Raw genomic sequence first — 21,661 nt, forward strand, 5'->3', positions numbered from 1 at the left:
GCCTCTTCGGGCACGGACTCCGGGGGCTGCCGACGTCGACAGACTGCACGAACGAGGACACTCGGAGGACGACGCCGGACGGGACCCGCCCGCGGAGGGCGAGCCCAGAGACGGCGGCGCACACGGATGTGCTCGCTCGCCGCGCACTGCCTCCCATCCGGACTTTAACCGTCGGTCCAGGAATTCCACCTGGTCAACCGGCCGCTGGAAGCGACCGGGTCGCGGACTGTAACCGCCGGTTCGGACTTTCACCGACCCCGGAGTGCGCTGCTACTGGTACAGAGCCAGTGTGCCACGCCCGATCGGCGTGACCACGGACGAAGTGTGTGGGGTGGCTCACAGAACGTACCGCCCGCGGGGCGGTGCGCGGGCGTGGAGGTCCGGCGGCGGGCAAGGGCCGTCGTCACCGCCGCCGGACCGGTCTGCGCCGCAGTCCGACCCTAAATGGACTAGACCAGACAGGTCAACAGATGCATGGGGCAAGCAAGTTCCACCCCACCGTCCCGAACGCCCGCCCCGAGCTGCGCAGTTCGCACGGGGCTGGGCCCGACTCCCTTACGGCGCCGGGCCGATGCCGGAGGTCCCGGCCCGATTCCGTGAGGCGCCACGCCGACTCCGTAGAACGCCGGGCTGACTCCGTGGAGCGCCGGTCTGACTCCGTAGGACGCCAGGCAGTCTCCGTGGAGCGCCAAGCAGACTCCGTGGAACGTCGGTCTGACTCGGTGGAGCGCCGGTCCGACTCCGTGGAGCCGCCGGGCCCGGCTTCCTCACGGCGCCAGGCCGATGCCGTGGGACGCCGGCCGACTTCCGCGCGACGCCGGGCCGACACCCGTGCGGCGTCAAGTCGTCTTCCGTGAGGCGCCGAGCCGGCTTCCTGGCGATGCCGAGCCGACTCCGGGCGGCCTCAGCGCTCCGGTGGGGCGAACAGGTCGTCCTGGGCGCAGTCGCGGGCGGTCACGAGCGCGCCGCGCAGCACCGCCCGGCCGCCGAGCGTGCCCGCCCTCACCTCGGTGGGCAGCGGGGACATCCGGGCCACGCGCTCCGCCACGCGCGCGGCGAGCACATCGCCTCCGGCCTGCCCGATCTCGCCCCCGAGGACCACGCACCCGGGATCGAGAACGGCCACCACGGAGGCCACCCCGAGGACGACGCGGTCGGCCAGGGCGTCGAGGAAGCGCGAGGCCGCCGCGGAGCCGGCGGCCCCCGTGGTCGCCCGTGCCGCCGCCCGCACCAGTTCCGCCGCGACCGGCTCCGCACCCGTTCCCCCCGCGCGGTCCGAGCCGGTTCCGTTGGCCGACAGCCCGTGCCGCTCGGCCAGTTCCGTCACCGCCGCGGCGCCGGCCAGGGAGTGGAAGCCGTCCGCGCAGCCCGTCGCCGAGGGCAGGCCCTCGGTGCCCGGGACGGGCAGGAAGCCGATCTCGCCGGTGCCTCCGGAGGCACCGCGGCGCAGGGTTCCGTCCAGGACGACGGCCGCGCCGGTGCCGTGGCCGAGCCACAGCAGGACGAACGTGTCCCGGCCCCGGGCGGCCCCGTCGCGCTGCTCCGCCAGCGCCGCGAGGTTGGTCTCGTTCTCGACGATGACCCGGGCCCGCGGCAGCCGCTCCTGCAGGGCGGCCACCAGCCGGCGGTGCCATTCGGGCAGTCCCGTGGAGTCGCGGAGTTCACCGGTGACCGGATCGATCAGGCCCGGCGCGCCAATGCCGACCGTGTGCAGCCGCTCCGCCCCCGCCTCCTTGACCACCCGCTCCACCAGACCGACCGCCTGCTCCAGCGCGGGCCCGGTGCCCGCGTCGCCGCCGATCGGCACGGACTCCGCGGCCAGTTCCCGGCCCAGCAGGTCGGCGACGGTCACGGACACGCTGTCCGTGCGGACGTCGAGGGCGGCCAGATGGGCGCGGTCGGCGACGATGCCGTACAGCCGCGCGTTGGGCCCGCGCCGCTGCTCGCCGGACTCACCGACCACGGCGATCAGGCCGGAGGCCGTCAGTCGCTCGACGAGGTCGGCGACGGTGGGCCGGGACAGGCCGGTGAGCTGCTTCAACTGCCCTGCCGTCAGAGGCCCTTGCTGCTGAAGCAGCCGCAGGGCGAGCCGGTCGTTGATGGCCCGGGCGGTGCTCGGGGATGCGGGCATGCCGGGAATCCTCCCAGATCTGCGGGCTGCTGCCGTCCGCGATATCGGCTATCTATCAGGCAGGTTCCCTGATAGTTTACGTCGGCGCGAGAGCGCGAGGGGCAACGACGGTCAGCCCGGGAGGGGCCGGACAATGAGCGCAGTGGTCTACGAACAGCGCGAGGTACGGCGCGCCCGGTACGCCGTGGCCGCCGTCTTCGCCGTGCACGGCGCCGTCACCGGCTCGTTCGCGACCCGTGTGCCGTGGATCCAGGACCACACCGGGGTCAGCGCCGGGCAGCTCGGCCTCGCGCTGGCCTTCCCGGCGCTCGGCGCGTCCCTCGCGATGCCGCTCGCGGGCGGCATCAGCCACCGCTTCGGCGCCCGCAACGCGCTGCGCGGCCTGATCGCGCTGTGGACGCTCGCACTCGTCCTGCCCTCCCTCGCGCCGAACCTCCTGACCCTGTGCCTCGGCCTCTTCCTCTACGGCGCCACGGCGGGCATGGCGGACGTCGCGATGAACGCCCTCGGGGTGGAGGTCGAGAACCGGCTCGACCGCTCGATCATGTCCGGCCTGCACGGCATGTGGAGCGCGGGCGCCCTGGTCGGCTCGGCGGCCGGCACGGTGGCAGCCCACCTCGGCTCGGACGCGCGGCTGCACCATCTGCTGGCAGCCGCCGTGCTGACCGTGCTGGGCGTGGCCGCCTGCACCTGGGTGCTGGACCTCCAGCCCGCGCAGGACGAGGAGCCGCCGCCCCGGTTCGCGCTGCCGCCGAAGTCGGCGCTGCTGATCGGCGCGATCGGGTTCTGCGCGGTGTTCGCGGAGGGCGCCAGCCTGGACTGGTCCGCGGTCTATCTGCGGCACCAGCTGGAGACCTCGGCCGGGCTCGCGGCGGCCTGCACCACGGGCTTCACCCTCACCATGGCGATCGCGCGGATCGCAGGCGACCGGGTGGTGGACCGGTTCGGCGCCGTGCGCACGGTGCGGGCGAGCGGCGTGCTGGCGGTGCTCGGCGGCCTGCTCGTCGTCACCGGGGGCCATCCGGCGGTGGCGATGACCGGATTCGCGCTGATGGGCCTGGGTATCGCGGTCGTCGTACCGCTGTGCTTCGCCGCGGCCGGCCGCAGCGGCCCGAACCCCAGCCAGGCCATCGCCGGTGTCGCGACCATCACATACACCTCCGGGCTCGTCGCGCCGAGCGCGATCGGCGGACTTGCCCAGGCGACCAGCCTGGTGGTCTCCTTCGGCCTGGTGACCCTCCTCGCGTGCGGTCTGGTCGCCTTCGCGGGAGTGCTCAGGGCGGGCGACCGGAACCGGACGAAGACCGGCCCCGCGAGCCACGCGGTGCCCGACCCGCGGCCCTGAGCGGCGCCTGAGCGCGGCCTCGACGGCGCTGAGCAGGGGCGGGTGGGGACGGGACCCTCCGGCACCCCCGACAATGGTGCGGACAGGCTCCACGTACAGAGAAAGCGAAATCCCACCATGGACCTCGGCGTGCGCTGGAAGCTGCACGGTGACGGGCGCACGCCCGCACCCGGAGCGGTGGTACGGCCCGACGAACGACTCTCCTGGCCCCGCACGGCAGGACTCGGCGCGCAGCACGTCGTGGCCATGTTCGGCGCATCCTTCGTCGCCCCCGTGCTCATGGGCCTCGACCCCAACCTCGCGATCATGATGTCGGGCGTCGCGACCGTGATCTTCCTGCTCGCCACCCGCGGCCGGGTGCCCAGCTATCTGGGCTGCTCGCTCTCCTTCGTGGGCGTCGCCGCGGTCATCCGGGCGCAGGGCGGCACCAGCGCCACCGTGACCGGCGCGGTGTTCGTCGTCGGTGCCGCGCTGTTCCTGGTCGGTCTCGCCGTGCAGCGCTTCGGGGCACGGATCATCCACGCCGCGATGCCGCCGATCGTCACCGGCGCGGTCGTCATGCTGATCGGCTTCAACCTCGCTCCCGTCACCGCCTCCACCTACTGGCCGCAGGACCAGTGGACGGCCCTGCTCGTCATGCTGTTCACCGGTCTGGCCGTCGTGTGCCTGCGCGGCTTCTGGTCCCGGATCGCGATCTTCCTCGGGCTGGTCTTCGGCTACGGCATCTCCTGGGTGTTCGACCGGGTCCTCGGAAAGATCCACTCCGTGGACGCGGGCGGCAGGCTCACCGACCACTGGCGCCTGGACCTCTCGGGTGTGGGCAAGGCCGACTGGATCGGGCTGCCGTCCTTCCACGGACCCAGCTTCCAGTGGTCGGCGATCCTCGTGGCACTGCCCGTCGTCATCGCGCTGGTCGCGGAGAACGCGGGGCATGTGAAGGCGGTCGGCGAGATGACCGGCGACCCGCTGGACGACAAGCTCGGCACCGCGATCTCGGCGGACGGTGTGGCCTCCATGCTGTCGACCGCGGTGGGCGGTCCGCCGAACACCACCTACTCCGAGAACATCGGCGTGATGGCCGCGACCCGCGTCTACTCCACCGCCGCGTACTGGGCCGCCGCGGGATTCGCGCTGCTGTTCGGCGTCTGCCCCAAGTTCGGCGCGGTAGTGGCCGCGATCCCGGGCGGTGTCCTCGGCGGCATCACCGTCATCCTGTACGGCATGATCGGTCTGCTCGGCGCGCAGATCTGGATCAACGCCAAGGTCGACCTGCGCAATCCGCTGAACCTGGTGCCGGCCGCGGCGGGCATCATCATCGGCGTGGGCAACGTCAGCCTGAAGTTCAGCGACACCTTCTCCCTCAGCGGCATCGCGCTCGGCACCCTGGTCGTCATCACGGGCTACCACGCGCTGCGCGCCTTCGCGCCGGCCCACCTCAAGCGGCAGGAGCCGCTGCTGGACGAGGGCACGTCGTCGTACGGCGAGGAGGCCGAGGGCACCCGGCCGGCCTCGTAGGCCGCCGCCCCGCCTGCCCCGTGGGAGCGCCCCGCCCGTTCCGTCGGCGGGCGCGTTCCCTCGTTCCGGGGACGCGCCGGGCCCGTCGGCGCCCGGGCCGGCCGGGGCCTGGGACGCTGCCTCCATGGGGCAATCGGCACAACTCACCCATGGCGGTCCGGGCCCAGGCGGCGCGGTGGACGCGACGGTCGTCCGGATGCGCGACCTGGCCGCCGCGCTGCCCGAGCGCGACGGGATCGCGGTCTTCCACCGTGTGTACCTCGCCGTCACCGAGGCGGCCCGCCGGTGGCCGGCGACCACGCTGGACGCGCCGCTCGCCGGGCGGTACCTCGCCGCCGTGGACGCGGCCGCCGACGCGCGGCGGACACCCGCCTGCTGGCGGCCGGTGCTCCAGTTCCGCCGGCACCCCGGGGTACGGCCGGCGCAGTTCGCGCTGGCGGGCCTCCACGCCCACATCGGCCACGACCTGGCCCTCGCCGTGCTGGACGCCTGCCGGGCGGCGCGGTGCGAACCGGTCGACCTGGAGGGCGAGTTCGACCGCGTCGGCGACTTCCTCCTGGCGCTGGAGGAACGCGTCCGCGAGGACCTGACGCCCGGTCCCGAACTGCTCCGGATCACCGACCCCCTCACCCACCTGCTCGGTTCATGGGACCTGGAGCGGGCGCGGGAGGCGAGCTGGTCGGCGGCGCGGGCGCTGTGGGCCCTGCGCCGACTGCCCGACGTGGCCGAGGAGTTCGCCCGGCGGCTGGACACGGCGGTCGGCTTCGACTGCCGCATGATGCTCACTCCGCTGTCCGGCTGATCCGGACATCCGCGGGCACCTTCCCGGAACAGCCTCATGATCACTGTACGTTGACCATGGGACACGGACGATCACGAAGGAGCGCACCGTCATGGCGACCCGGCTGGGAATCGGCCTTCCGCAGAACCGTCAGTACGACCTCGGCAGGGACGTGCCCGACGTGGCACGCGCCGTCGAGCGCGTCGGCTACGACAGCGTGTGGGTCTACGAGCGGGCCCTGTTCCCGGAGCCCGCCACGCAGGGGCTGTACGGCATGGAGGGCGTGCCCTGGCCCGACTCCTACCGGCACGTGGCCGACCCGCTGGTGACCCTCGCCCTGGCCGCGGCGGCCACCGAGCGGGTCGGGCTGGGCACCAGCGTGCTGGTCGCGCCGCTGCACGTGCCGTTCCAGCTCGCCCGGTCCCTCGCCTCGCTGGACGCGGCCTCGGGCGGCCGGGTGATCGCCGGCTTCGGCACGGGCTGGTCGCTGGACGAGTACGCGGCGACGGGGATCCGGCCGATCAAGGAGCGCGGCCGGGTGCTGGACGAGGTGATCGACGTCTGCAGGGCCGTGTGGGGGCCCGACCCGGTGCGCTACGACGGCCGTATCACGAAGATCGAGTCGGCCGTGGTGGGCCCCAAGCCGGCCCGGCCGATCCCGATCCTGCTGGCCGCGAGCACCCGAAAGGCCAGGGAGCGGCTCGTCGAGCACGCCGACGGCTGGCTGCCGGTGGCCGCGGGCGGCGCCGAGCGGCTCGCGAGCGAGTGGGACGCGGTGCGGGACCTGGCCGCCGAGCGGGGCCGGCAGCAGCCGATCCGCACGGTGCTGCGGGTGAACGCGGCGTACTCGGCCAAGGCGTACGACGGTGCCGGGCGCCGGCCCTTCCAGGGCAGCGCGGCCCAGATCGCCGAGGACCTCCTCGCGTACGCGGCGATCGGCATGGAGGAGATCCTGATCGATGTGCAGGGCCGCCTGCGGGACGCCGAGGAGCTCAAGGACGTCGCCGCGGAGGTGTTCGGGGCTGCGCGGGCGGCCGGGGTGTGACCGCCCTCAACTCCCCTCAGTCCTCCGGGAGTTCGACCGGAGCGATCTCGTCGTAGACGTCGCCGGGGCCGGGGTTGGCCGGGTCGGTGCCGCCGCCGAACTGGTGCATGACACCCCAGACCGCGTTCAGCGCGGTCTGCACGGCGCCCTCGGCCCACCCGGCCGTCCAGGAGATGTCGTCGCCGGCGAGGAAGACACCCCGCTTGTCCTCGGGCAGCCGGTCCTGCATGAAGTGGGTGAACAGGCGCCGCTGGTAGCGGTAGTGGCCGGGCAGGTTGGCCTTGAACGCGCCCATGAAGTAGGGCTCGTTCTCCCAGGACACGGTCACCGGGCTGCCGATGATGTGCTTTCGGATGTCGACGTTCGGATAGATCTCGGACAGTGACTTCAGCATGACCTCCATCCGCTCGTTCGCGGACAGCGGCAGCCACTTCAGGCTGTCGTCGCACCAGGTGTAGGAGAGGCAGATGACGGCGGGCCTGTCCGGGCCGTCGTCGAGCAGGTAGGTGCCGCGGGTCATGCGGTCGGTGAGCGTCATCGACATCACGTCCCGGCCGGTCGGCTCGCCCTTGTCGTCGACGGCCTTGTCCAGCCAGAAGGGCCGGTCCACGGGCACGAACAGCTTGCTGGACTCCATGTAGTGGGTGCGCTCGATCGCGGTCCAGTGGTCGATCGGGAAGAGCGCGTCGTCGCACTGGACCTTGGACAGCAGCATCCAGGACTGGGCGGTGAAGATGGCGGCCTTGTAGGTGCGGATGTCGCCGTTCGCGTCCGTCACCGTGATGTGGTTGTTCGCGGTGCGGTGCAGCCGGGTCACGGCGGGGCGCGGTTCGCCGTCCACGTGCAGGGACCTCAGCGACGTGCCGTAGGGCCAGTGCACGATCTTCTCCGGTTCGCGCTCCCACAGCCGCAGAGGCAGTTGCTGCGAGCCGCCCACGATGCCGCGGTGGTGGTCGTCGGCCTCGGTGTAGACGACGCGCAGGATCTCCAGGATGGAGTTGGGGAAGTCTGTGTCCCAGCCGCCGGTGCCGAAGCCGACCTGGCCGAAGATCTCCCGGTGCCGGAAGGACCGGAAGGCCGCGGAGTCGCACAGGAAACCGTAGAAGGTCTGGTTGTCGAGCTTCTCCACCAGCCGGGACCAGATCTCGCGGATGCGCGGCACATCGCGCTCGCGCAGGGCGCGGTTCATGTCGGAGAAGTCGGCGCCCTCCTCCAGGCATCTGTTCCAGGCGTCCGCCACGTCCCGGTAGACCTGCGGCAGGTCGTCGATGGTCTCGGCGTAGTGCGACTCGCCCTTGAGGTCGACGACGGTGGACGGGGTCGCCTCGGCCAGCGGGTTGGGGAAGGGCCGGGTTTCGAGGCCCACCAGGTCGATGTAGTGCTGGAGGGCGGTCGAGGACGGCGGGAAGCGCATGGCGCCCATCTCGGCGGTCAGCGACTCGTCGCAGCCCTCGAAACCGACGGTGCGCAGCCGGCCGCCGATCCTGTCGGCCTCGTAGACGACGGGCTTGAGGCCCATCTTCATCAGCTCGTAGGCGGCGACGAGGCCGGACAGGCCGCCGCCGATGATCGCGACCTCGGTGCCGTGCTCGGTCGCGGGGACCTGGCCGAGACCCGCCGGGTGGGCGAGGAAGTCGTCGTACGCGTACGGGAAGTCCGGGCCGAACATGGTGATCGGCGGCTGCTGCTCGCCTGCGTGCTCGACGGCGTTGGGCACCGTGGACGTCATGGGGTACGGACTCCTTGCGCGAAAGAACTGGGGTGGGGGGTTCGGGTGGTTCAGACGAGGGACCCGTAGAGGCCGGGGCGGCGGCCCTCCAGATACGGGTTGGTCTCGCGGGAGGCGGCGAGGAACGCGGGACCGGCGTCCGCGAGGACCAGTTCCTCGGACCGTCCGGCGCGGGTGCGGGCCACCCCGTCCGGGCCGGCCAGGGCGGAGAGCCCGACGAACTCGAACTCGCCCTCGGTTCCGACCCGGTTGACGTAGGCGATGTACATCTGGTTCTCGAAGGCGCGCACCGGGACCAGGGATTCGGCGACGAACTGGAACGGGTGCATCAGCGCCGTCGGGACGACGAGGAGGTCGGTGCCGGCGAGGGCGTGGGCGCGTACGTTCTCCGGGAACTCCACGTCGTAGCAGATGATCAGGCCGACGGTCAGTCCGTTCAGCTCCGCCTGGACGACCGGCTGCTCGCCCGGTGTGAACTGGGCGTGCTCGAAGTCGCCGAACAGGTGCGTCTTGCGGTAGTTGGCGAGGCGGGTGCCGTCGGCGGAGATCAGCTGGACGGAGTTGTGGACCGTCTCGCCCTCCCGCTCCGGGTAGCCGTAGGCGACGGCCAGTCCGTGCCGGCAGGCCAGTTCGGCGACCGCGTCCGCCCAGTCGCCGTCGGCGGGCTCGGCGAGCCGGCCGATGTCGTCGCCGATCGCGTATCCGGTCAGGAACAGCTCCGACGTCGCCAGCAGCCCGGCCCCGGCGGCGGCGGCCCGGCCGGCGGCGGCGTCGAGGACCTTGAGGTTCTCGCCGACGGAGCCGGGACGGCCGGAGCTCTGGAGCAGGGCGGTGCGCATGGATGTTCCTCAGCGGTACGGGGCGTCGGGGGTCGCTTAGACCGTATGTTCGGCCGTCTTCGGCGGACAAGCAGGAGCCGTTGCGCGCCGGTGAGCGAATCGTTGCGTGCAACCAGGATGAACGGCGATTCGTTGCGCCCCCGCGCGACGAGGTCGCAGCACGGGCCCCGCAGCCGCCCCGCGGCCTCCCGCGACGGCTCCGGGCCGACCCCCCGGGCACTCGCCACGCGCCGCGCCGGCCTCGGGGTGCCCCTGACGTACGTCCGGGGAGTCGAGGACCTGGGTGCGCCGACCGCGCGCTGTCCGGACCGCGCCCCTTCGCGGAGGGCTCGACTCTCCCCGGGTTCCGGGTGGTCGCCGCCGACACGGGCCGGGAGCTGGTCCTCACCGGATGCCACCGCTTCTCGTCGTACGCGCTGACGTTCCGCCTCGAACCGGCCGGTCCCGGGCGTTCGCGGCTGTGCGCCGAGACCCGGGCCGCCTTCCCCGGCCCGGCCGGAGCCCTCTACCGGCGACTGGTCTCCACGGGCGGGCATGCGATGGGCATGCGGCGCCTGCTCTCGGCGATCGACCGGAAGTCGACGACGCGCTGCCGCCCCTGACCCGGGGTCTTCCGTTCGGATCAGGCCGGATCAGGCATCGGGGCCCGCGAACCCGGCATGGTCCGAGCGGGAGGCCTAACCCGGCGCGCCCGACGAGAAGCGGCGCAGCAGGGGGGAGAGCACCAGGACGGACTTCGTCCGTTCCACGAAGGGCTCGCCGGCGATGCGCTCCAGGACGCGCTCGAAGTGGCGCATGTCGGCGGCGAAGACCTGGACGATCGCGTCCGCCTCACCGGTGACGGTGGAGGCGGACACGACCTCCTGGTAGCGCTCCAGGCCCCGCTGGATCGTCTCCGGCGAAGTATGGCGCCGGCAGTAGATCTCGACGAACCCCTCGGTCTCCCAGCCGAGTGCCGCCGGGTCGACCCGGACGGTGAAACCGGTGATGGCCCCGGTGGCGCGCAGCCGGTCCACGCGCCGCTTCACGGCGGGCGCGGACAGGCCGACCAGTTGCCCGATGTCCGAATAGGAGCGGCGGGCGTCCTCGGCGAGGGCGTGCACGATGCGTTCGTCGAGATCGTTCAGCACTGTCGGTGGTTCACTTCTCGGGTACTCGGCGGGCTCAGTTCCAGCTGGCGTGCAGCGGCTTGCCCTCGGCGTAGCCGGCCGCGCTCTGGATGCCGACGATGGCCTTGTCGGCGAACTCCTCCAGGGAGCCGGCCCCGGCGTAGGTGCACGAGGAGCGGACGCCCGCGATGATCGAGTCGATCAGGTCCTCGACGCCCGGCATGGCCGGGTCGAGGAACATCCGGGAGGTGGAGATGCCCTCCTCGAACAGCGCCTTGCGGGCGCGGTCGTACGCCGACTCCTCGGAGGTGCGGTTGCGCACCGCGCGCGCGGAGGCCATGCCGAACGACTCCTTGTAGGGACGGCCGTTGGCGTCGTGCTGGAGGTCACCCGGCGACTCGTAGGTGCCCGCGAACCAGGAGCCGATCATCACGTTGGAAGCGCCGGCCGCGAGCGCCATCGCCACGTCGCGCGGGTGGCGGACACCGCCGTCGGCCCAGACGTGCTTGCCGTACTTCCTCGCCTCGGCTGCGCACTCCAGGACCGCGGAGAACTGCGGGCGGCCCACGCCGGTCATCATGCGGGTGGTGCACATGGCGCCCGGTCCCACACCGACCTTGACGATGTCCGCGCCCGCCTCGATCAGGTCCTTGACGCCCTCGGCGGAGACGATGTTGCCGGCGGCGACGGGCACCCGCGGGTCGAGGTCGCGCACCAGCTTGACGGCGTTGATCATCGACTCCTGGTGGCCGTGCGCGGTGTCGATGACGAGGGTGTCGACGCCCGCGCCGAGCAGCTGCTCGGCCTTGCCGGCCACGTCGCCGTTGATGCCCACGGCGGCGGCGATGCGCAGCTTGCCCTGCGCGTCGGTGGCCGGGCTGTACAGCGTGGCGCGCAGGGCGCCCTTGCGGGTGAGGATGCCGGCGAGCCTGCCGTCCCTGTCCACGGCGGGCGCGTACCGGCGGTTGGCCCCGTCCAGGGTGTTGAAGGCCTCGCGCGGGTCGATGTCCGCGTCCAGCAGGAGCAGGTCCTTGCTCATGACCACTTCGAGCTGGGTGAAGCGGTCGACGCCGGTCAGGTCCCGGTCGGTGACCACGCCGACCGGCCGGTGCTGCTCGTCGACGACGACGCCGGCGTTGTGCGCGCGCTTGGGCAGCAGGGCCAGGGCGTCGGCGACGGTCTGGTGCGGGGCCAGCACGATCGGGGTGTCCAGGACCAGGTGGCGGCTCTTGACCCAGGAGATCACGTCGGTGACGACGTCGATCGGGATGTCCTGCGGGAGGACCACGAGGCCGCCGCGGCGGGCCACGGTCTCGGCCATGCGGCGCCCGGCGATGGCGGTCATGTTGGCGACGACGAGCGGGATGGTGGTGCCCGTGCCGTCCGGTGAACCGAGGTCCACGCCCTGACGTGAGCCGACCGCACTGCGGCTCGGCACCATGAAGACGTCGTCGTACGTCAGGTCGTACGCGGGCTGGATGTCATTGAGGAAACGCACGTGCCGCACATCCCAGTCGATCAGAGGTGACCCCCGGACAGGTCCGTCAGGGGGAAAGAGCACGTACTTCATTCTCCCATGGCGGGGAGCGTGCCCTGCCCGGACGGAACGTCCAGGCCGGCCGCCGGCCGGCTAGGAGGAACCTCCAAGCGCGAGGGCGACGTCCAGCTCGGGCCGGCCGCCCCTCGCGGAGGCGAACACCTCCTCGGCGATCTCCCACTCCTCCGGCCTGGCCTGCGCGTACGCCTGCCAGTCCCGGACCACGACCAGCATTCCGCGCTTCACGGCCTCGGCGGGCCAGAGGGTCTCGTCACCGAGGCTGTCGGCCAGCGCGTCCCAGTTCCGTCCGAACCAGTCGGGCAGCGCGAGGTCACGGACGGCGCGGTCCATCAGCCCTGCCTTGTCCGTGACACCGTCGAGGTCCAGCGTGACCACGACCCGGTTCGCCAGGTCTTCGCTCATCTCAGTACCGCCCGGAACGTGTTGTAGTGATCATCGGTGTAGTAGAACTCCCCGCCCTGACCGGCGACGACGCGTCTGGCCCCGCGGTCGCGCGACCCCGGGGTCCGCACTGTGTACTCGTGGTAGTAGCCGCGCGGCTCCTTGGGCAGCCGCCCCTCGAAGTTGCCGAACACGGTGTTGTCCTGCCGGTACGGGTAGGGGCCGCCCCTGTCGATGAGGTCGAGGGTCTGCCGGGCCTCGGCCGGCAGCCGGGACCGGCTGACCGTGGCCATCCCGCGGGCCCACGACGGCGCGGAGGGGTCGGAACCGGCCTGCCCGGAGGGCGAGCAGCCCGTCAGGAGGACGGCGAGCGTGACGAGGAGCCCCGCGAACACACGGGGGACGAACCGCAGCAGCATGCCGACGATGCTCCCACGGCCGCCCCGCCGTGTGCTCGTCAGGTGCCGTCCGGGTCCGCCCTGTTGAGAGCGGACCGGGGGGCGGGGCCCGCCGTCATCAGATAGTCCGCGGCCGAGGTGTCCGTGACGAGGCTGGTGACCAGGCCGGACCGCAGCACCGCGTCGATCGCGGCCGCCTTGCGCTGCCCGCCCGCGATCGCGACGACCTCGGGGATACGGCGCAACTGGTCGGCCTTGACGGTGATGCACCGCTCCCCCAGGTCCCGTCCGATCCGGCGGCCCTCGGCGTCGAAGAGGTGCGCGGCCATCTCGGCGGCGACGCCGAGCGAGGCGTAGTGGGCCCGCTCCTCGTCGCTGAGCATGTCGTGCACCGTCGAGATGCCCGGCTCCCAGGAACCGATGGACACGCAGGCGACCGTGACCTTGTCGAAGTATTCGAAGGCGCGCGCGATTCCGGTCTGGTGGCGCAGCGCGGTCGCGGTGGCCGCGTCCGGCAGCAGCATCGGCGCGTAGATGGGGTGGGCGTCGCCGCCCGAGACCTGGGCGGCGCGGCGCACGGCCTCCACCGAGCCGCGCTCCGAGGTCCCGGCGTCGTACACGCCGGTCAGCTGCACCACCGTGCACGGCGGCAGCCGGTTCAGGGCCGCCGCCATGTGGATGGTGGACCGGCCCCAGGCCAGACCCAGCACGTCTCCCTCGTCGACGAGCTCGCCGAGCAGATCGGCGGCCACTTCGCCGAGGTTCTCGGGGTCCGGCGTCTCCTCTGCCTCGGCCGGGGACTCGACCACGACGGCGTGCCTGAGGCCGTAGCGGGCGCGGAGCGCGTCGGAGCGCTCGGCGTCCAGCTCGGCGGGCACGCGGATCTCGATGCGCACGAGATCCCGTTCGAGAGCGGTCTCGAGGACCCGGGCCACCTTGAAGCGGCTGACGCCGAACTCCTCGGCGATCTGGATCTTCGATTTGCCCTCGAGGTAGAAACGGCGGGCCATGGCCGCCGCCTGCACCAGCTCAGCGGGCCCCATCCGCATGGCTGACCGGCCCGCCGACATACCCGACACGGCGATCTCCTCACTGCTGTTCACACTCTGGATTCACCGTTCATCCTTGCAGATGCGGCGCGCTTGATCAGCCCTGATGGTTGCCGTTCACGCAGCCGTTGTTCAGTGGCCGCATGCCCAGGACCCCTTGGCGGTGGCCGATTCTGCCTGACCGCGCAGGACACGCACCGCTTCCGCGGGGTCCTCGGCACCGTAGACCGCCGAGCCGGCGACGAACACGTCCGCGCCGGCCTCCGCGCACCGCTCGATCGTCGAGGCCGACACCCCGCCGTCCACCTGGAGCCACAGCTGAAGGCCGTGCTTGCCGATCAGCTCACGGGTGCGGCGGATCTTGGGCAGCATGATGTCGAGGAAGGCCTGGCCGCCGAAGCCCGGCTCCACCGTCATGATCAGGAGCATGTCGAGCTCGGGAAGCAGGTCCTCGTACGGCTCGATGGGGGTGGCGGGCTTGAGTGCCATCGAGGCCCGGGCACCCTTGGCGCGGATCTCACGGGCCAGCCGGACGGGGGCGGCGGCCGCCTCGACGTGGAACGTCACGGAGGAGGCGCCCGCCTCGACGTACTGCGGCGCCCAGCGGTCGGGCTGCTCGATCATCAGGTGGCAGTCCAGCGGGGTGTCCGTAGCCCGGGCCAGGGACTCCACGACGGGCACGCCGAGCGTGAGGTTCGGGACGAAGTGGTTGTCCATGACGTCCACGTGGAGCCAGTCGGCCCCTTCGACCGCCTTGGCCTCCTCGGCGAGGCGCGCGAAGTCGGCGGACAGGATGCTGGGGTTGATCTGCACGGCCATGCCCCAAGCGTGCCATGTCCCGGCCCTCCGGTCCGCCCCGGTACCCCACTGGAATCCGAATCCGGGAGACGGCGGCGATGGTGCCCGGACGGGGCCGCCCTCCGCGGGGGCGGATCGGGGGCGGCGCGCCCGGCCCGCCCCCGCGAAGGGCCCGCTCCACGGAGGGTCCGCGAGGCGGCGGGGCCGGTCAGCCGGTGCGGCGGATCAGGGCCAGGTACATCGCGTCGGTTCCGTGCAGATGCGGCCACAGCTGTACGTCGGGGCCGTCGCCGAGGGCCCCGACGCCCGGCAGCAGGGGGCGGGCGTCGATCAGCTCGGTCTCGGGGAACTGCTTGAGCACGTCGCCGACCACGGCACGGGTCTCGGCCAGGTGCGGGGAGCAGGTCGCGTAGCCGACCACACCGCCGACGCGCACCGACTCCAGGGCCGTGCGCAGCAGGCCGCGCTGGAGCGGGGCGAAACCGTCCAGGTCCTCCGGGCGGCGCCGCCACCGGGCCTCGGGACGCCTGCGCAGGGCACCGAGGCCGGTGCAGGGGACGTCGACGAGGACACGGTCGAAACTGTCGGGCCGCCACGCGGGGCGCGTGCCGTCGGCGGCGATCACCTGGTAAGGACCGGGGTTGCCCGCCAGTGCCTTGGCCACGAGTCCGGCCCGGTGGGGCTGCTTCTCGGAGGCGAGCAGGACGGCTCCGCGCTCGGCGGCCAGCGCGGCCAGCAGGGCCGCCTTGCCGCCGGGGCCCGCGCATCCGTCGAGCCACTTGCCGTCGGGACCGTCGAGGGGGGCGTTCGCCAGGGCGAGCGCGACGAGCTGGCTGCCCTCGTCCTGGACGCCGGCCCGGCCCTCCCGTACCGCGTCCACGGCTCCGGGTTCGCCACCCTCGGTCAGCCGCACGGCGTACGGCGACCAGCGGCCCGGCACCGCGGCCTCCTCGCGCAGCAGCTCCTCGGTGGTGGCCCGTCCGGGCCGGGCGACCAGTGTGACCTCCGGCCGCTCGTTGTCTGCCTCCAGCAGGTCCTCGATCCCGGCGCGTGGGCCGCCGAGGGAGTCCCACAGGGCGGAGACGACCCAGCGGGGGTGGGAGTGGACGACGGCGAGGTGGTCCTCGGGGTCGTCGTCGTAGGGCGGGGCGACCTTCTCCAGCCATCCGTCGAGGTCGTTGCGCGCGACCTTGCGGAGCACGGCGTTGACGAACTTGGCCCGCCCGTCGCCGAGGACGACCCGGGCGAGCTCGACGGTGGCGGACACCGCGGCGTGGCTCGGGATGCGTGTCCCGAGCAGCTGGTGGGCGCCGAGCGACAGCACGTCCAGGACGGGCGGGTCGACCTCCCGCAGCGGGCGGTCGACGCAGGCCTCGATGACCGCGTCGTACGTCCCCTGGCGGCGCAGCGTGCCGTACACCAGCTCGGTGGCCAGCGCGGCGTCACGGCCGTCGAAATCGCCCTTCTCGCGCGCCTTGCGCAGCAGCGGGGGCAGGACGAGGTTGGCGTAGGCGTCCCGCTCGTCCACGGCGCGCAGCGCCTCGAAGGCGAGGATGCGGACGGGGTCCTTCTGGGGCCGGCGGTAGGGCTTGGCGGGCCTGCGGGGCCGACGGGTGTCGCTCACGAAAAAGGTGCTCCGGTTGTCTGGGTGCGCCGCGCTCGGACACGCGGTGCTCCCAGCCTACGTCCCGGTCCGTGCCGCCCGGTCAGCCCCCGAGCGTCTCGCCCTCGGCGATGCGCGCGCCGCGCGCCCAGTCCGCCGCCCGCATCGGCTTCTTGCCCTGCGCCTGGACCCACAGCAGCTCGACGGCGTACGAGCCGGTGCCGACGTGGACGTCGTTCTTGCCGACCGCGAGCGCGCCAGGGGCGAGGTCGGTGCGCTGCGGCGCCGGGGCGGCGTGGATCAGCTTGAGCCGCTCGCCGCGGAACGTGGTCCAGGCGCCGGGCGCCGGTGTGCAGCCGCGTACCACGCGGTCCACGCGCAGGGCGGGGGCCGTCCAGTCGACCCGGGCGTCCTCCACGGTGATCTTGGGGGCGAGGGTCACGCCCTCGGCCGGCTGCGGCACGGCCTTGAGGGTGCCGTCCTCGATGCCGTCCATGGTCGCGGCGAGCAGTCCGGCGCCGGCGAGGGCGAGCCGGGTGAGCAGGTCGCCGCTGGTGTCGGTGGGCCGGATCACCTCGGTGACGGTGCCGTAGACCGGGCCGGAGTCGAGTCCTTCCTCGATGAGGAAGGTGGACGCGCCGGTGATCTCGTCCCCGGCCATGAGCGCGTGCTGCGCGGGGGCGGCGCCGCGCCAGGCGGGCAGCAGCGAGAAGTGCAGGTTGACCCAGCCGTGGGCGGGGATGTCGAGGGCCACCCTGGGCAGCAGGGCGCCGTAGGCGACGACCGGGCAGCAGTCCGGGGCGATCTCCCTCAGCCGCTCCAGGAACTCCGGGTCCCGCGGCTTGAGCGGCTTGAGCACCTCGATCCCGGCCTCCTCCGCCCGTTCGGCCACCGGGCTCGCGACCAGCCTGCGCCCGCGCCCGGCCGGTGCGTCGGGCCTGGTGACGACGGCGGCCACCTCGTGCCGCCCGGAGGCGAGCAGTGCGTCCAGAGCGGGAACGGCGACCTCGGGGGTACCGGCGAAGACGAGCTTCATGGGGTGGCTTGGGCCTCTCGGGCGGGATGGACGGCGGGCAGCGCACCAGTCTATGACCACGTACTGGCCGCGCAGCGCGCGTCCGGCGCACAGGGGCGTACGTATGTATCCCTACGCCCCCACACCGTGACCCGTGGAGCGCGAGCGCGTTGGTCAAGAAAGAGTTGACCACAGCGGGCCGCTGTTCGGCCCGATTCCTTTCAACGCCGGTTCGAGAGGCTTGTTCATGGCCGACCACGCAACCCACGACGCCCAGGCCCGGGCCAGCCTTCACTTGCTGGTGCGGGACATCGAGCGGGTCCGCCGGCAGGTGGACGCGCTGCGCACGCTCACGGCCCAGCTCGGCAACGTCTACCGTCCGCGCCGCTCCGGCCCCTCCACGGGCTTCGTCGTCTACGGACGTGCCCCAGCCCCGACCGTCCGTCTCGCCCAGGAGCTGCGGGACAGCGTCGAGACCCTGGTGACGGCCGCCGTGGACTTCGACCGCTCGCTCGGCTTCTCGTGGGACGCCGTGGGCTCGGCCCTCGGTGTCACCAAGCAGGCGGTCCACCGGCGCTACGGCGCCCGCCGCGTGGCGGCCCAGGCGGCGGCCGAGGCCGAGCGGGCCCCGGACCCGGCGGGCACCCGTGCGGTCAACGTCGGCACCGGCATCCCCACGGTCCCCGCGGCCCGCTCCATGCCCACCCAGCCGACGGTCGGCAGCCCGGTCCTCCGCGACGACCCCCGCCCCACCGCCTTCCCCGGCCCTCGCAACGGCTGACACCCCCTCCCGGCCGCTGGGCCCTCCCGGCCGGCACCCGGGAGGGCCCAGGCGGAGGCGTCAGCCGATGTCCGGTGGGTCGACGCGGATCCAGACCGGGTCGGCAGTTCCGCGGGTCAGGCGGGTCGCCTGGGCGGATTTCAGGGCGGAGGCCAAGGCGGCCCCGGTGCCGGGCGGAACGCGGATCAGGGCGCGCGTCCAGTGCTCGCCGGGTGGGGGCGCGCCGGAGCGGCGGGGGCGGCCGGCAGGCGTGACCGGCAGCGGGACAGGTCCCAGAACCTCTGCCTCCCGCGGTAGTTCGACGGTGGGAAGGAAGTCCGACACCGCCTCCGCCGGGCCCGACACGGCCGCCATGCGGGACACCGGCGGGAACCCCAGTTCGGCGCGCTCGGACAGCTCTCGCAGGGCGTGGCCGACAGGGTCCCAGCGCACCAGCGCCTGCACCGGCCGCAGGGTCGGTTCGGCCACGACGACCACGGTGCCGCCCTCCGGCTGGGGCCGGACCAGCGCGGCGGCCGCCGTCCACCGCCGCAGCGCGTCCTCACCGGCGCGCAGATCGGGCCGCCCGAGCATGGCCCAGCCGTCCAGGAGCAGCGCCGCCGCGTACCCGCCCTCGGCGACCGGCTCCGCGCCCGGGGTGCTCACCACCAGCGCCGGTGTCCCCGGCACCGTGTCCAGCACATGCTCGCGCCCCGAGGTCCGCACCGGCACGGACGGGAACGCCCGGCCCAGTTCCTCGGCGGTCCGCCGCGCCCCGACGATCTGGGCCCGCAGCCGGAACGAGCCGCACTCCGGGCAGTGCCAGCCCGGCTCCTCCCGCCCGCACCAGCCGCAGCCGAGCGCCCCGGCGTCCTGCCCCTGGAGGGGTCCCGCGCAGTGCCGGCACCGCGCGGGCGCCCGGCACTGCGCGCAGGCCATCCGCGGCACATAGCCCCGGCGGGGCACCTGCACCAGCACGGGCCCGTGCCGCAGCCCCTCCCGGGCCGCCTGCCAGGCGAGCGAGGGCAGCCGGGCCGCCCGCGCGGCCTCGTCCCGGGCGAGTTCGGCGTCGCCCACCGTGCGCACGAGCGGTGCCGCCCGCCGCACCTGTTCCCTCGCGGCGACGAGCGGCCCGGCCCAGCGGCTCTCGACGAGCTGCGCCGCCTCCACCGTGCAGCTCCAACCGCCCAGCAGGAAACCGCAGTTGTCCTGCGCGGCGCGCAGCAGCAGCACCTCGCGGGCGTGCGGCTGCGGCGCGTGCTGCTCGCTGTGGCTGTCGTCCCCGTCGTCCCACAGGGCGACCAGGCCGAGGTCCCGCACGGGCGCGAACATGGCGGCCCGGGTGCCGACGACGGCCCGCACCGAGCCCCGGCGTACGGCGAGCCACTGCCGGTACCGCTTCTCCGGCCCCGCGTCGGCGGTGAGCAGCGCGTGCCGTCCCTCGCCGAGGAGGGCCGTCAGCGCGGCGTCGACCCGGGCAGCGGCCCGCCCGTCCGGGACGACGACGAGCGCGCCGCGTCCCGAGGCGAGCGCGGCGGCGACGGCGCGGGCCAGTTCCTCGCTCCACTCGGGTCCGGGCAACGCGTTCCACACGGCGCGCGGCGAGCCGCCCGCGGCCAGGGCCCGCACGAACGCGGCCCCCCGTTCGTAACGGGCCCAGGAGCCCGCGTCGGGTGCGGACGGCGGCGGCAGCGGTGCGGGCGAGGGCCGTTCCTCGGCGCGCGCCCTGCGCGGCGGCACGGCGAGTTGGAGCACGTCGGCGAGGCTGCCCGCGTACCGGTCGGCAACGGCCCGGGCCAGGCCGAGCAGTTCCTCGCCGAGCACGGGCTCGGGCGAGACGACCTGGGCGAGCGCGGCGAGCGGCCCCGCGTAGTCGGACTCGGCCCGGCGCTCGATCAGGTACCCGTCGATGAGTCCGCCGCCCTCGCGCCGCCCCTCGCGCACCCGGTGCCGTCCGGCTCCGAACCGCACGCGCACGCGCACTCCGGGCTGTGCGTCCGCGTCCAGTTCGGCGGGTACGGCGTAGTCGAAGTACCGGTCGAGGTGCAGTGCGCCCTTGTCGACCAGTACGCGCGCCACGGGGAGTTGCCCGGCGAGCGCGGCACCGCGCCAGGTGCGCGGCTTGGCCCGTGGCTCCTTCGCCTTGCGCACGGTCTCCCGGATGAGCGCAAGCTGCTCCGGCGGCGCCCCCGCGGCCCCGCCGTCCCCCGTCCCGTTCTCGCTGCTCACGCTTGCATTCTTACCAAACGGGACCGACAACCGACGGCGAGCGAGGCCCGGACCCACGTGGGGTCCGGGCCTCGCTCAGGTCTCGCGGCGGCCGGGGGGCCTTGTGGCCCCGGCCCTACAGGCCCGCCGCCTCGCGCAGCGCGTCCACGCGGTCCGTGCGCTCCCAGGTGAAGTCGGGCAGCTCACGGCCGAAGTGGCCGTACGCGGCGGTCTGGGCGTAGATCGGGCGGAGCAGGTCGAGGTCGCGGATGATGGCGGCCGGACGCAGGTCGAAGACGTCGTCGATCGCCTTCTCGATCTTCTCGGGCTCCACCTTGTGGGTACCGAAGGTCTCCACGAACAGGCCCACCGGCTCGGCCTTGCCGATCGCGTAGGCGACCTGGACCTCGCAGCGGGCGGCCAGACCCGCCGCCACCACGTTCTTGGCGACCCAGCGCATCGCGTACGCGGCCGAGCGGTCCACCTTGGACGGGTCCTTGCCCGAGAAGGCACCACCGCCGTGGCGGGCCATGCCGCCGTAGGTGTCGATGATGATCTTCCGGCCGGTCAGGCCCGCGTCGCCCATCGGGCCGCCGATCTCGAACCGGCCGGTCGGGTTGACCAGCAGCCGGTAGCTCTCGGTCTCCAGCTTGATGCCGTCGTCCAGCAGCGCCTTCAGCTCCGGCTCGACGACGAACTCGCGGATGTCGGGCGCCAGCAGCGAGTCCAGGTCGATGTCGGAGGCGTGCTGCGAGGAGACCACCACGGTGTCCAGGCGGACCGCCTTGTCGCCGTCGTACTCGATGGTGACCTGGGTCTTGCCGTCCGGGCGCAGGTAGGGGATCGTGCCGTTCTTGCGCACGTCCGACAGGCGCTTGGACAGCCGGTGCGCCAGGAAGATCGGCAGCGGCATCAGCGTCGGCGTCTCGTCGGAGGCGTAGCCGAACATCAGGCCCTGGTCGCCCGCGCCCTGCTGGTCCAGCTCGTCCTCGTCGCCCTCGACCCGCTGCTCGTACGCCGCGTCCACGCCCTGGGCGATGTCCGGGGACTGCGCGCCGATGGAGACGGACACACCGCAGGAGGCGCCGTCGAAGCCCTTCTTGGAGGAGTCGTAGCCGATCTCGAGGATCTTGTCGCGGACCAGGGTCGCGATGTCCGCGTAGGTCTTGGTGGTGACCTCGCCGGCCACGTGCACCAGGCCGGTGGTGATCAGTGTCTCCACGGCGACCCGGGAGGTCGGGTCCTCGCGCAGAAGCGCGTCGAGAATGGTGTCGCTGATCTGGTCAGCGATCTTGTCGGGGTGACCCTCGGTCACGGACTCCGAGGTGAACAGGCGACGGGACACAACGCTCCCTGTGGTTGCAGCGGCTGCTGGCTGATCATTGGCGGACGGGCAC

The 21,661-nt window shown here is 73.2% G+C and carries 18 protein-coding genes, 1 pseudogene and 1 riboswitch; of the genes and pseudogenes, 6 read left to right on the forward strand and 13 right to left on the reverse strand.

Annotated features, from left to right (window positions below; all coding sequences use genetic code 11):
• Nucleotides 1-139: 139 nt before the first annotated feature.
• Nucleotides 140-270: riboswitch (FMN riboswitch) on the reverse strand.
• A 634-nt stretch (nucleotides 271-904) separates the two neighbouring features.
• The gene (locus ACIOWN_RS08135) at nucleotides 905-2,131 is read right to left on the reverse strand and encodes an ROK family transcriptional regulator (protein ID WP_401981134.1); all 1,227 of its coding nucleotides are present in this window, start codon (nucleotides 2,129-2,131) and stop codon (nucleotides 905-907) included.
• A gap of 133 nt (nucleotides 2,132-2,264) precedes the next feature.
• Between ACIOWN_RS08135 and ACIOWN_RS08140 the strand changes: the two genes are divergently transcribed.
• The 4 genes from ACIOWN_RS08140 (at nucleotide 2,265) to ACIOWN_RS08155 (ending at nucleotide 6,817) form a co-directional block, all read left to right on the forward strand.
• Nucleotides 2,265-3,476 carry an MFS transporter gene (locus ACIOWN_RS08140; protein WP_362347150.1) on the forward strand — a complete coding sequence of 404 codons (1,212 nt, stop codon included), beginning with the start codon at nucleotides 2,265-2,267 and terminating at the stop codon, nucleotides 3,474-3,476.
• Between the two features lie 117 nt (nucleotides 3,477-3,593).
• Nucleotides 3,594-4,991 carry a solute carrier family 23 protein gene (locus ACIOWN_RS08145; protein WP_362347149.1) on the forward strand — a complete coding sequence of 466 codons (1,398 nt, stop codon included), beginning with the start codon at nucleotides 3,594-3,596 and terminating at the stop codon, nucleotides 4,989-4,991.
• Nucleotides 4,992-5,115: 124 nt separating this feature from the next.
• Nucleotides 5,116-5,793, forward strand: a complete 678-nt coding sequence (locus ACIOWN_RS08150) for a DUF5995 family protein (protein ID WP_401981136.1) — start codon at nucleotides 5,116-5,118, stop codon at nucleotides 5,791-5,793.
• A gap of 91 nt (nucleotides 5,794-5,884) precedes the next feature.
• Entirely contained in the window at nucleotides 5,885-6,817 is a 933-nt protein-coding gene (locus ACIOWN_RS08155; protein WP_362347145.1) for a TIGR03619 family F420-dependent LLM class oxidoreductase, read from the forward strand.
• Nucleotides 6,818-6,833: 16 nt separating this feature from the next.
• Here the strand turns inward: ACIOWN_RS08155 and ACIOWN_RS08160 are convergent, their stop codons facing one another.
• Nucleotides 6,834-8,546 (reverse strand): NAD(P)/FAD-dependent oxidoreductase, encoded by a 1,713-nt coding sequence (locus ACIOWN_RS08160; RefSeq protein ID WP_362347143.1) that lies wholly within the window; start codon nucleotides 8,544-8,546, stop codon nucleotides 6,834-6,836.
• A gap of 50 nt (nucleotides 8,547-8,596) precedes the next feature.
• The gene (locus ACIOWN_RS08165; protein ID WP_362347141.1) at nucleotides 8,597-9,385 is read right to left on the reverse strand and encodes a carbon-nitrogen hydrolase family protein; all 789 of its coding nucleotides are present in this window, start codon (nucleotides 9,383-9,385) and stop codon (nucleotides 8,597-8,599) included.
• A 281-nt stretch (nucleotides 9,386-9,666) separates the two neighbouring features.
• Here ACIOWN_RS08165 and ACIOWN_RS08170 point away from each other — a divergent pair.
• Nucleotides 9,667-9,987, forward strand: a pseudogene (locus ACIOWN_RS08170) (hypothetical protein); the annotation flags it as partial.
• 75 nt (nucleotides 9,988-10,062) lie between these two features.
• Here the strand turns inward: ACIOWN_RS08170 and ACIOWN_RS08175 are convergent.
• The 8 genes from ACIOWN_RS08175 to fmt form a co-directional block, all read right to left on the reverse strand.
• Nucleotides 10,063-10,515: an Lrp/AsnC family transcriptional regulator gene (locus ACIOWN_RS08175; protein WP_326801655.1), complete on the reverse strand. Its 453-nt coding sequence runs from the start codon at nucleotides 10,513-10,515 to the stop codon at nucleotides 10,063-10,065.
• Nucleotides 10,516-10,549: 34 nt separating this feature from the next.
• Complete coding sequence (locus ACIOWN_RS08180; protein ID WP_401981140.1) at nucleotides 10,550-11,992, reverse strand: GuaB1 family IMP dehydrogenase-related protein; 1,443 nt, start codon at nucleotides 11,990-11,992, stop codon at nucleotides 10,550-10,552.
• Between the two features lie 132 nt (nucleotides 11,993-12,124).
• Nucleotides 12,125-12,454 (reverse strand): barstar family protein, encoded by a 330-nt coding sequence (locus ACIOWN_RS08185; protein WP_362347135.1) that lies wholly within the window; start codon nucleotides 12,452-12,454, stop codon nucleotides 12,125-12,127.
• Nucleotides 12,451-12,852 (reverse strand): ribonuclease domain-containing protein, encoded by a 402-nt coding sequence (locus ACIOWN_RS08190; protein WP_362347133.1) that lies wholly within the window; start codon nucleotides 12,850-12,852, stop codon nucleotides 12,451-12,453. The genes ACIOWN_RS08185 and ACIOWN_RS08190 overlap by 4 nt, the downstream gene beginning before the upstream one ends.
• Before the next feature lie 38 nt (nucleotides 12,853-12,890).
• A complete protein-coding gene (locus tag ACIOWN_RS08195; RefSeq protein WP_362347131.1) occupies nucleotides 12,891-13,934 on the reverse strand; it encodes a sugar-binding domain-containing protein in 1,044 nt (347 codons plus the stop codon).
• Between the two features lie 78 nt (nucleotides 13,935-14,012).
• A complete protein-coding gene (gene rpe, locus ACIOWN_RS08200) occupies nucleotides 14,013-14,699 on the reverse strand; it encodes a ribulose-phosphate 3-epimerase (RefSeq protein ID WP_362347129.1) in 687 nt (228 codons plus the stop codon).
• 187 nt (nucleotides 14,700-14,886) lie between these two features.
• Nucleotides 14,887-16,302, reverse strand: coding sequence for a transcription antitermination factor NusB (locus ACIOWN_RS08205; protein ID WP_362347127.1), 1,416 nt, complete (start codon nucleotides 16,300-16,302; stop codon nucleotides 14,887-14,889).
• Between the two features lie 82 nt (nucleotides 16,303-16,384).
• Nucleotides 16,385-17,317, reverse strand: a complete 933-nt coding sequence (gene fmt / locus ACIOWN_RS08210) for a methionyl-tRNA formyltransferase (protein ID WP_362347125.1) — start codon at nucleotides 17,315-17,317, stop codon at nucleotides 16,385-16,387.
• Nucleotides 17,318-17,543: 226 nt separating this feature from the next.
• Here fmt and ACIOWN_RS08215 point away from each other — a divergent pair, with 226 nt between their 5' ends.
• Nucleotides 17,544-18,077: a hypothetical protein gene (locus ACIOWN_RS08215; RefSeq protein WP_362347123.1), complete on the forward strand. Its 534-nt coding sequence runs from the start codon at nucleotides 17,544-17,546 to the stop codon at nucleotides 18,075-18,077.
• A gap of 60 nt (nucleotides 18,078-18,137) precedes the next feature.
• Here the strand turns inward: ACIOWN_RS08215 and ACIOWN_RS08220 are convergent, their stop codons facing one another.
• Nucleotides 18,138-20,285: a primosomal protein N' gene (locus tag ACIOWN_RS08220; RefSeq protein WP_362347121.1), complete on the reverse strand. Its 2,148-nt coding sequence runs from the start codon at nucleotides 20,283-20,285 to the stop codon at nucleotides 18,138-18,140.
• Between the two features lie 115 nt (nucleotides 20,286-20,400).
• Nucleotides 20,401-21,609 (reverse strand): methionine adenosyltransferase, encoded by a 1,209-nt coding sequence (gene metK, locus ACIOWN_RS08225; protein ID WP_362347119.1) that lies wholly within the window; start codon nucleotides 21,607-21,609, stop codon nucleotides 20,401-20,403.
• Nucleotides 21,610-21,661 lie beyond the last annotated feature (52 nt).

Source organism: Streptomyces sp. NPDC087787 (genome assembly GCF_044743035.1).
Taxonomy (GTDB): Bacteria; Actinomycetota; Actinomycetes; order Streptomycetales; family Streptomycetaceae; genus Streptomyces.

Excerpts from the sequence above, each read along its gene's own strand:
- ACIOWN_RS08215 (WP_362347123.1), top strand. The coding sequence starts at position 17,544 with ATGGCCGACCACGCAACCCACGACGCCCAGGCCCGGGCCAGCCTTCAC.
- ACIOWN_RS08140 (WP_362347150.1), top strand. The coding sequence starts at position 2,265 with ATGAGCGCAGTGGTCTACGAACAGCGCGAGGTACGGCGCGCCCGGTAC.
- ACIOWN_RS08155 (WP_362347145.1), top strand. The coding sequence starts at position 5,885 with ATGGCGACCCGGCTGGGAATCGGCCTTCCGCAGAACCGTCAGTACGAC.
- ACIOWN_RS08165 (WP_362347141.1), bottom strand. The coding sequence starts at position 9,385 with ATGCGCACCGCCCTGCTCCAGAGCTCCGGCCGTCCCGGCTCCGTCGGC.
- ACIOWN_RS08150 (WP_401981136.1), top strand. The coding sequence starts at position 5,116 with ATGGGGCAATCGGCACAACTCACCCATGGCGGTCCGGGCCCAGGCGGC.
- ACIOWN_RS08160 (WP_362347143.1), bottom strand. The coding sequence starts at position 8,546 with ATGACGTCCACGGTGCCCAACGCCGTCGAGCACGCAGGCGAGCAGCAG.
- ACIOWN_RS08185 (WP_362347135.1), bottom strand. The coding sequence starts at position 12,454 with ATGAGCGAAGACCTGGCGAACCGGGTCGTGGTCACGCTGGACCTCGAC.
- ACIOWN_RS08190 (WP_362347133.1), bottom strand. The coding sequence starts at position 12,852 with ATGCTGCTGCGGTTCGTCCCCCGTGTGTTCGCGGGGCTCCTCGTCACG.
- fmt (WP_362347125.1), bottom strand. The coding sequence starts at position 17,317 with ATGAAGCTCGTCTTCGCCGGTACCCCCGAGGTCGCCGTTCCCGCTCTG.
- ACIOWN_RS08135 (WP_401981134.1), bottom strand. The coding sequence starts at position 2,131 with ATGCCCGCATCCCCGAGCACCGCCCGGGCCATCAACGACCGGCTCGCC.
- rpe (WP_362347129.1), bottom strand. The coding sequence starts at position 14,699 with ATGGCCGTGCAGATCAACCCCAGCATCCTGTCCGCCGACTTCGCGCGC.
- ACIOWN_RS08145 (WP_362347149.1), top strand. The coding sequence starts at position 3,594 with ATGGACCTCGGCGTGCGCTGGAAGCTGCACGGTGACGGGCGCACGCCC.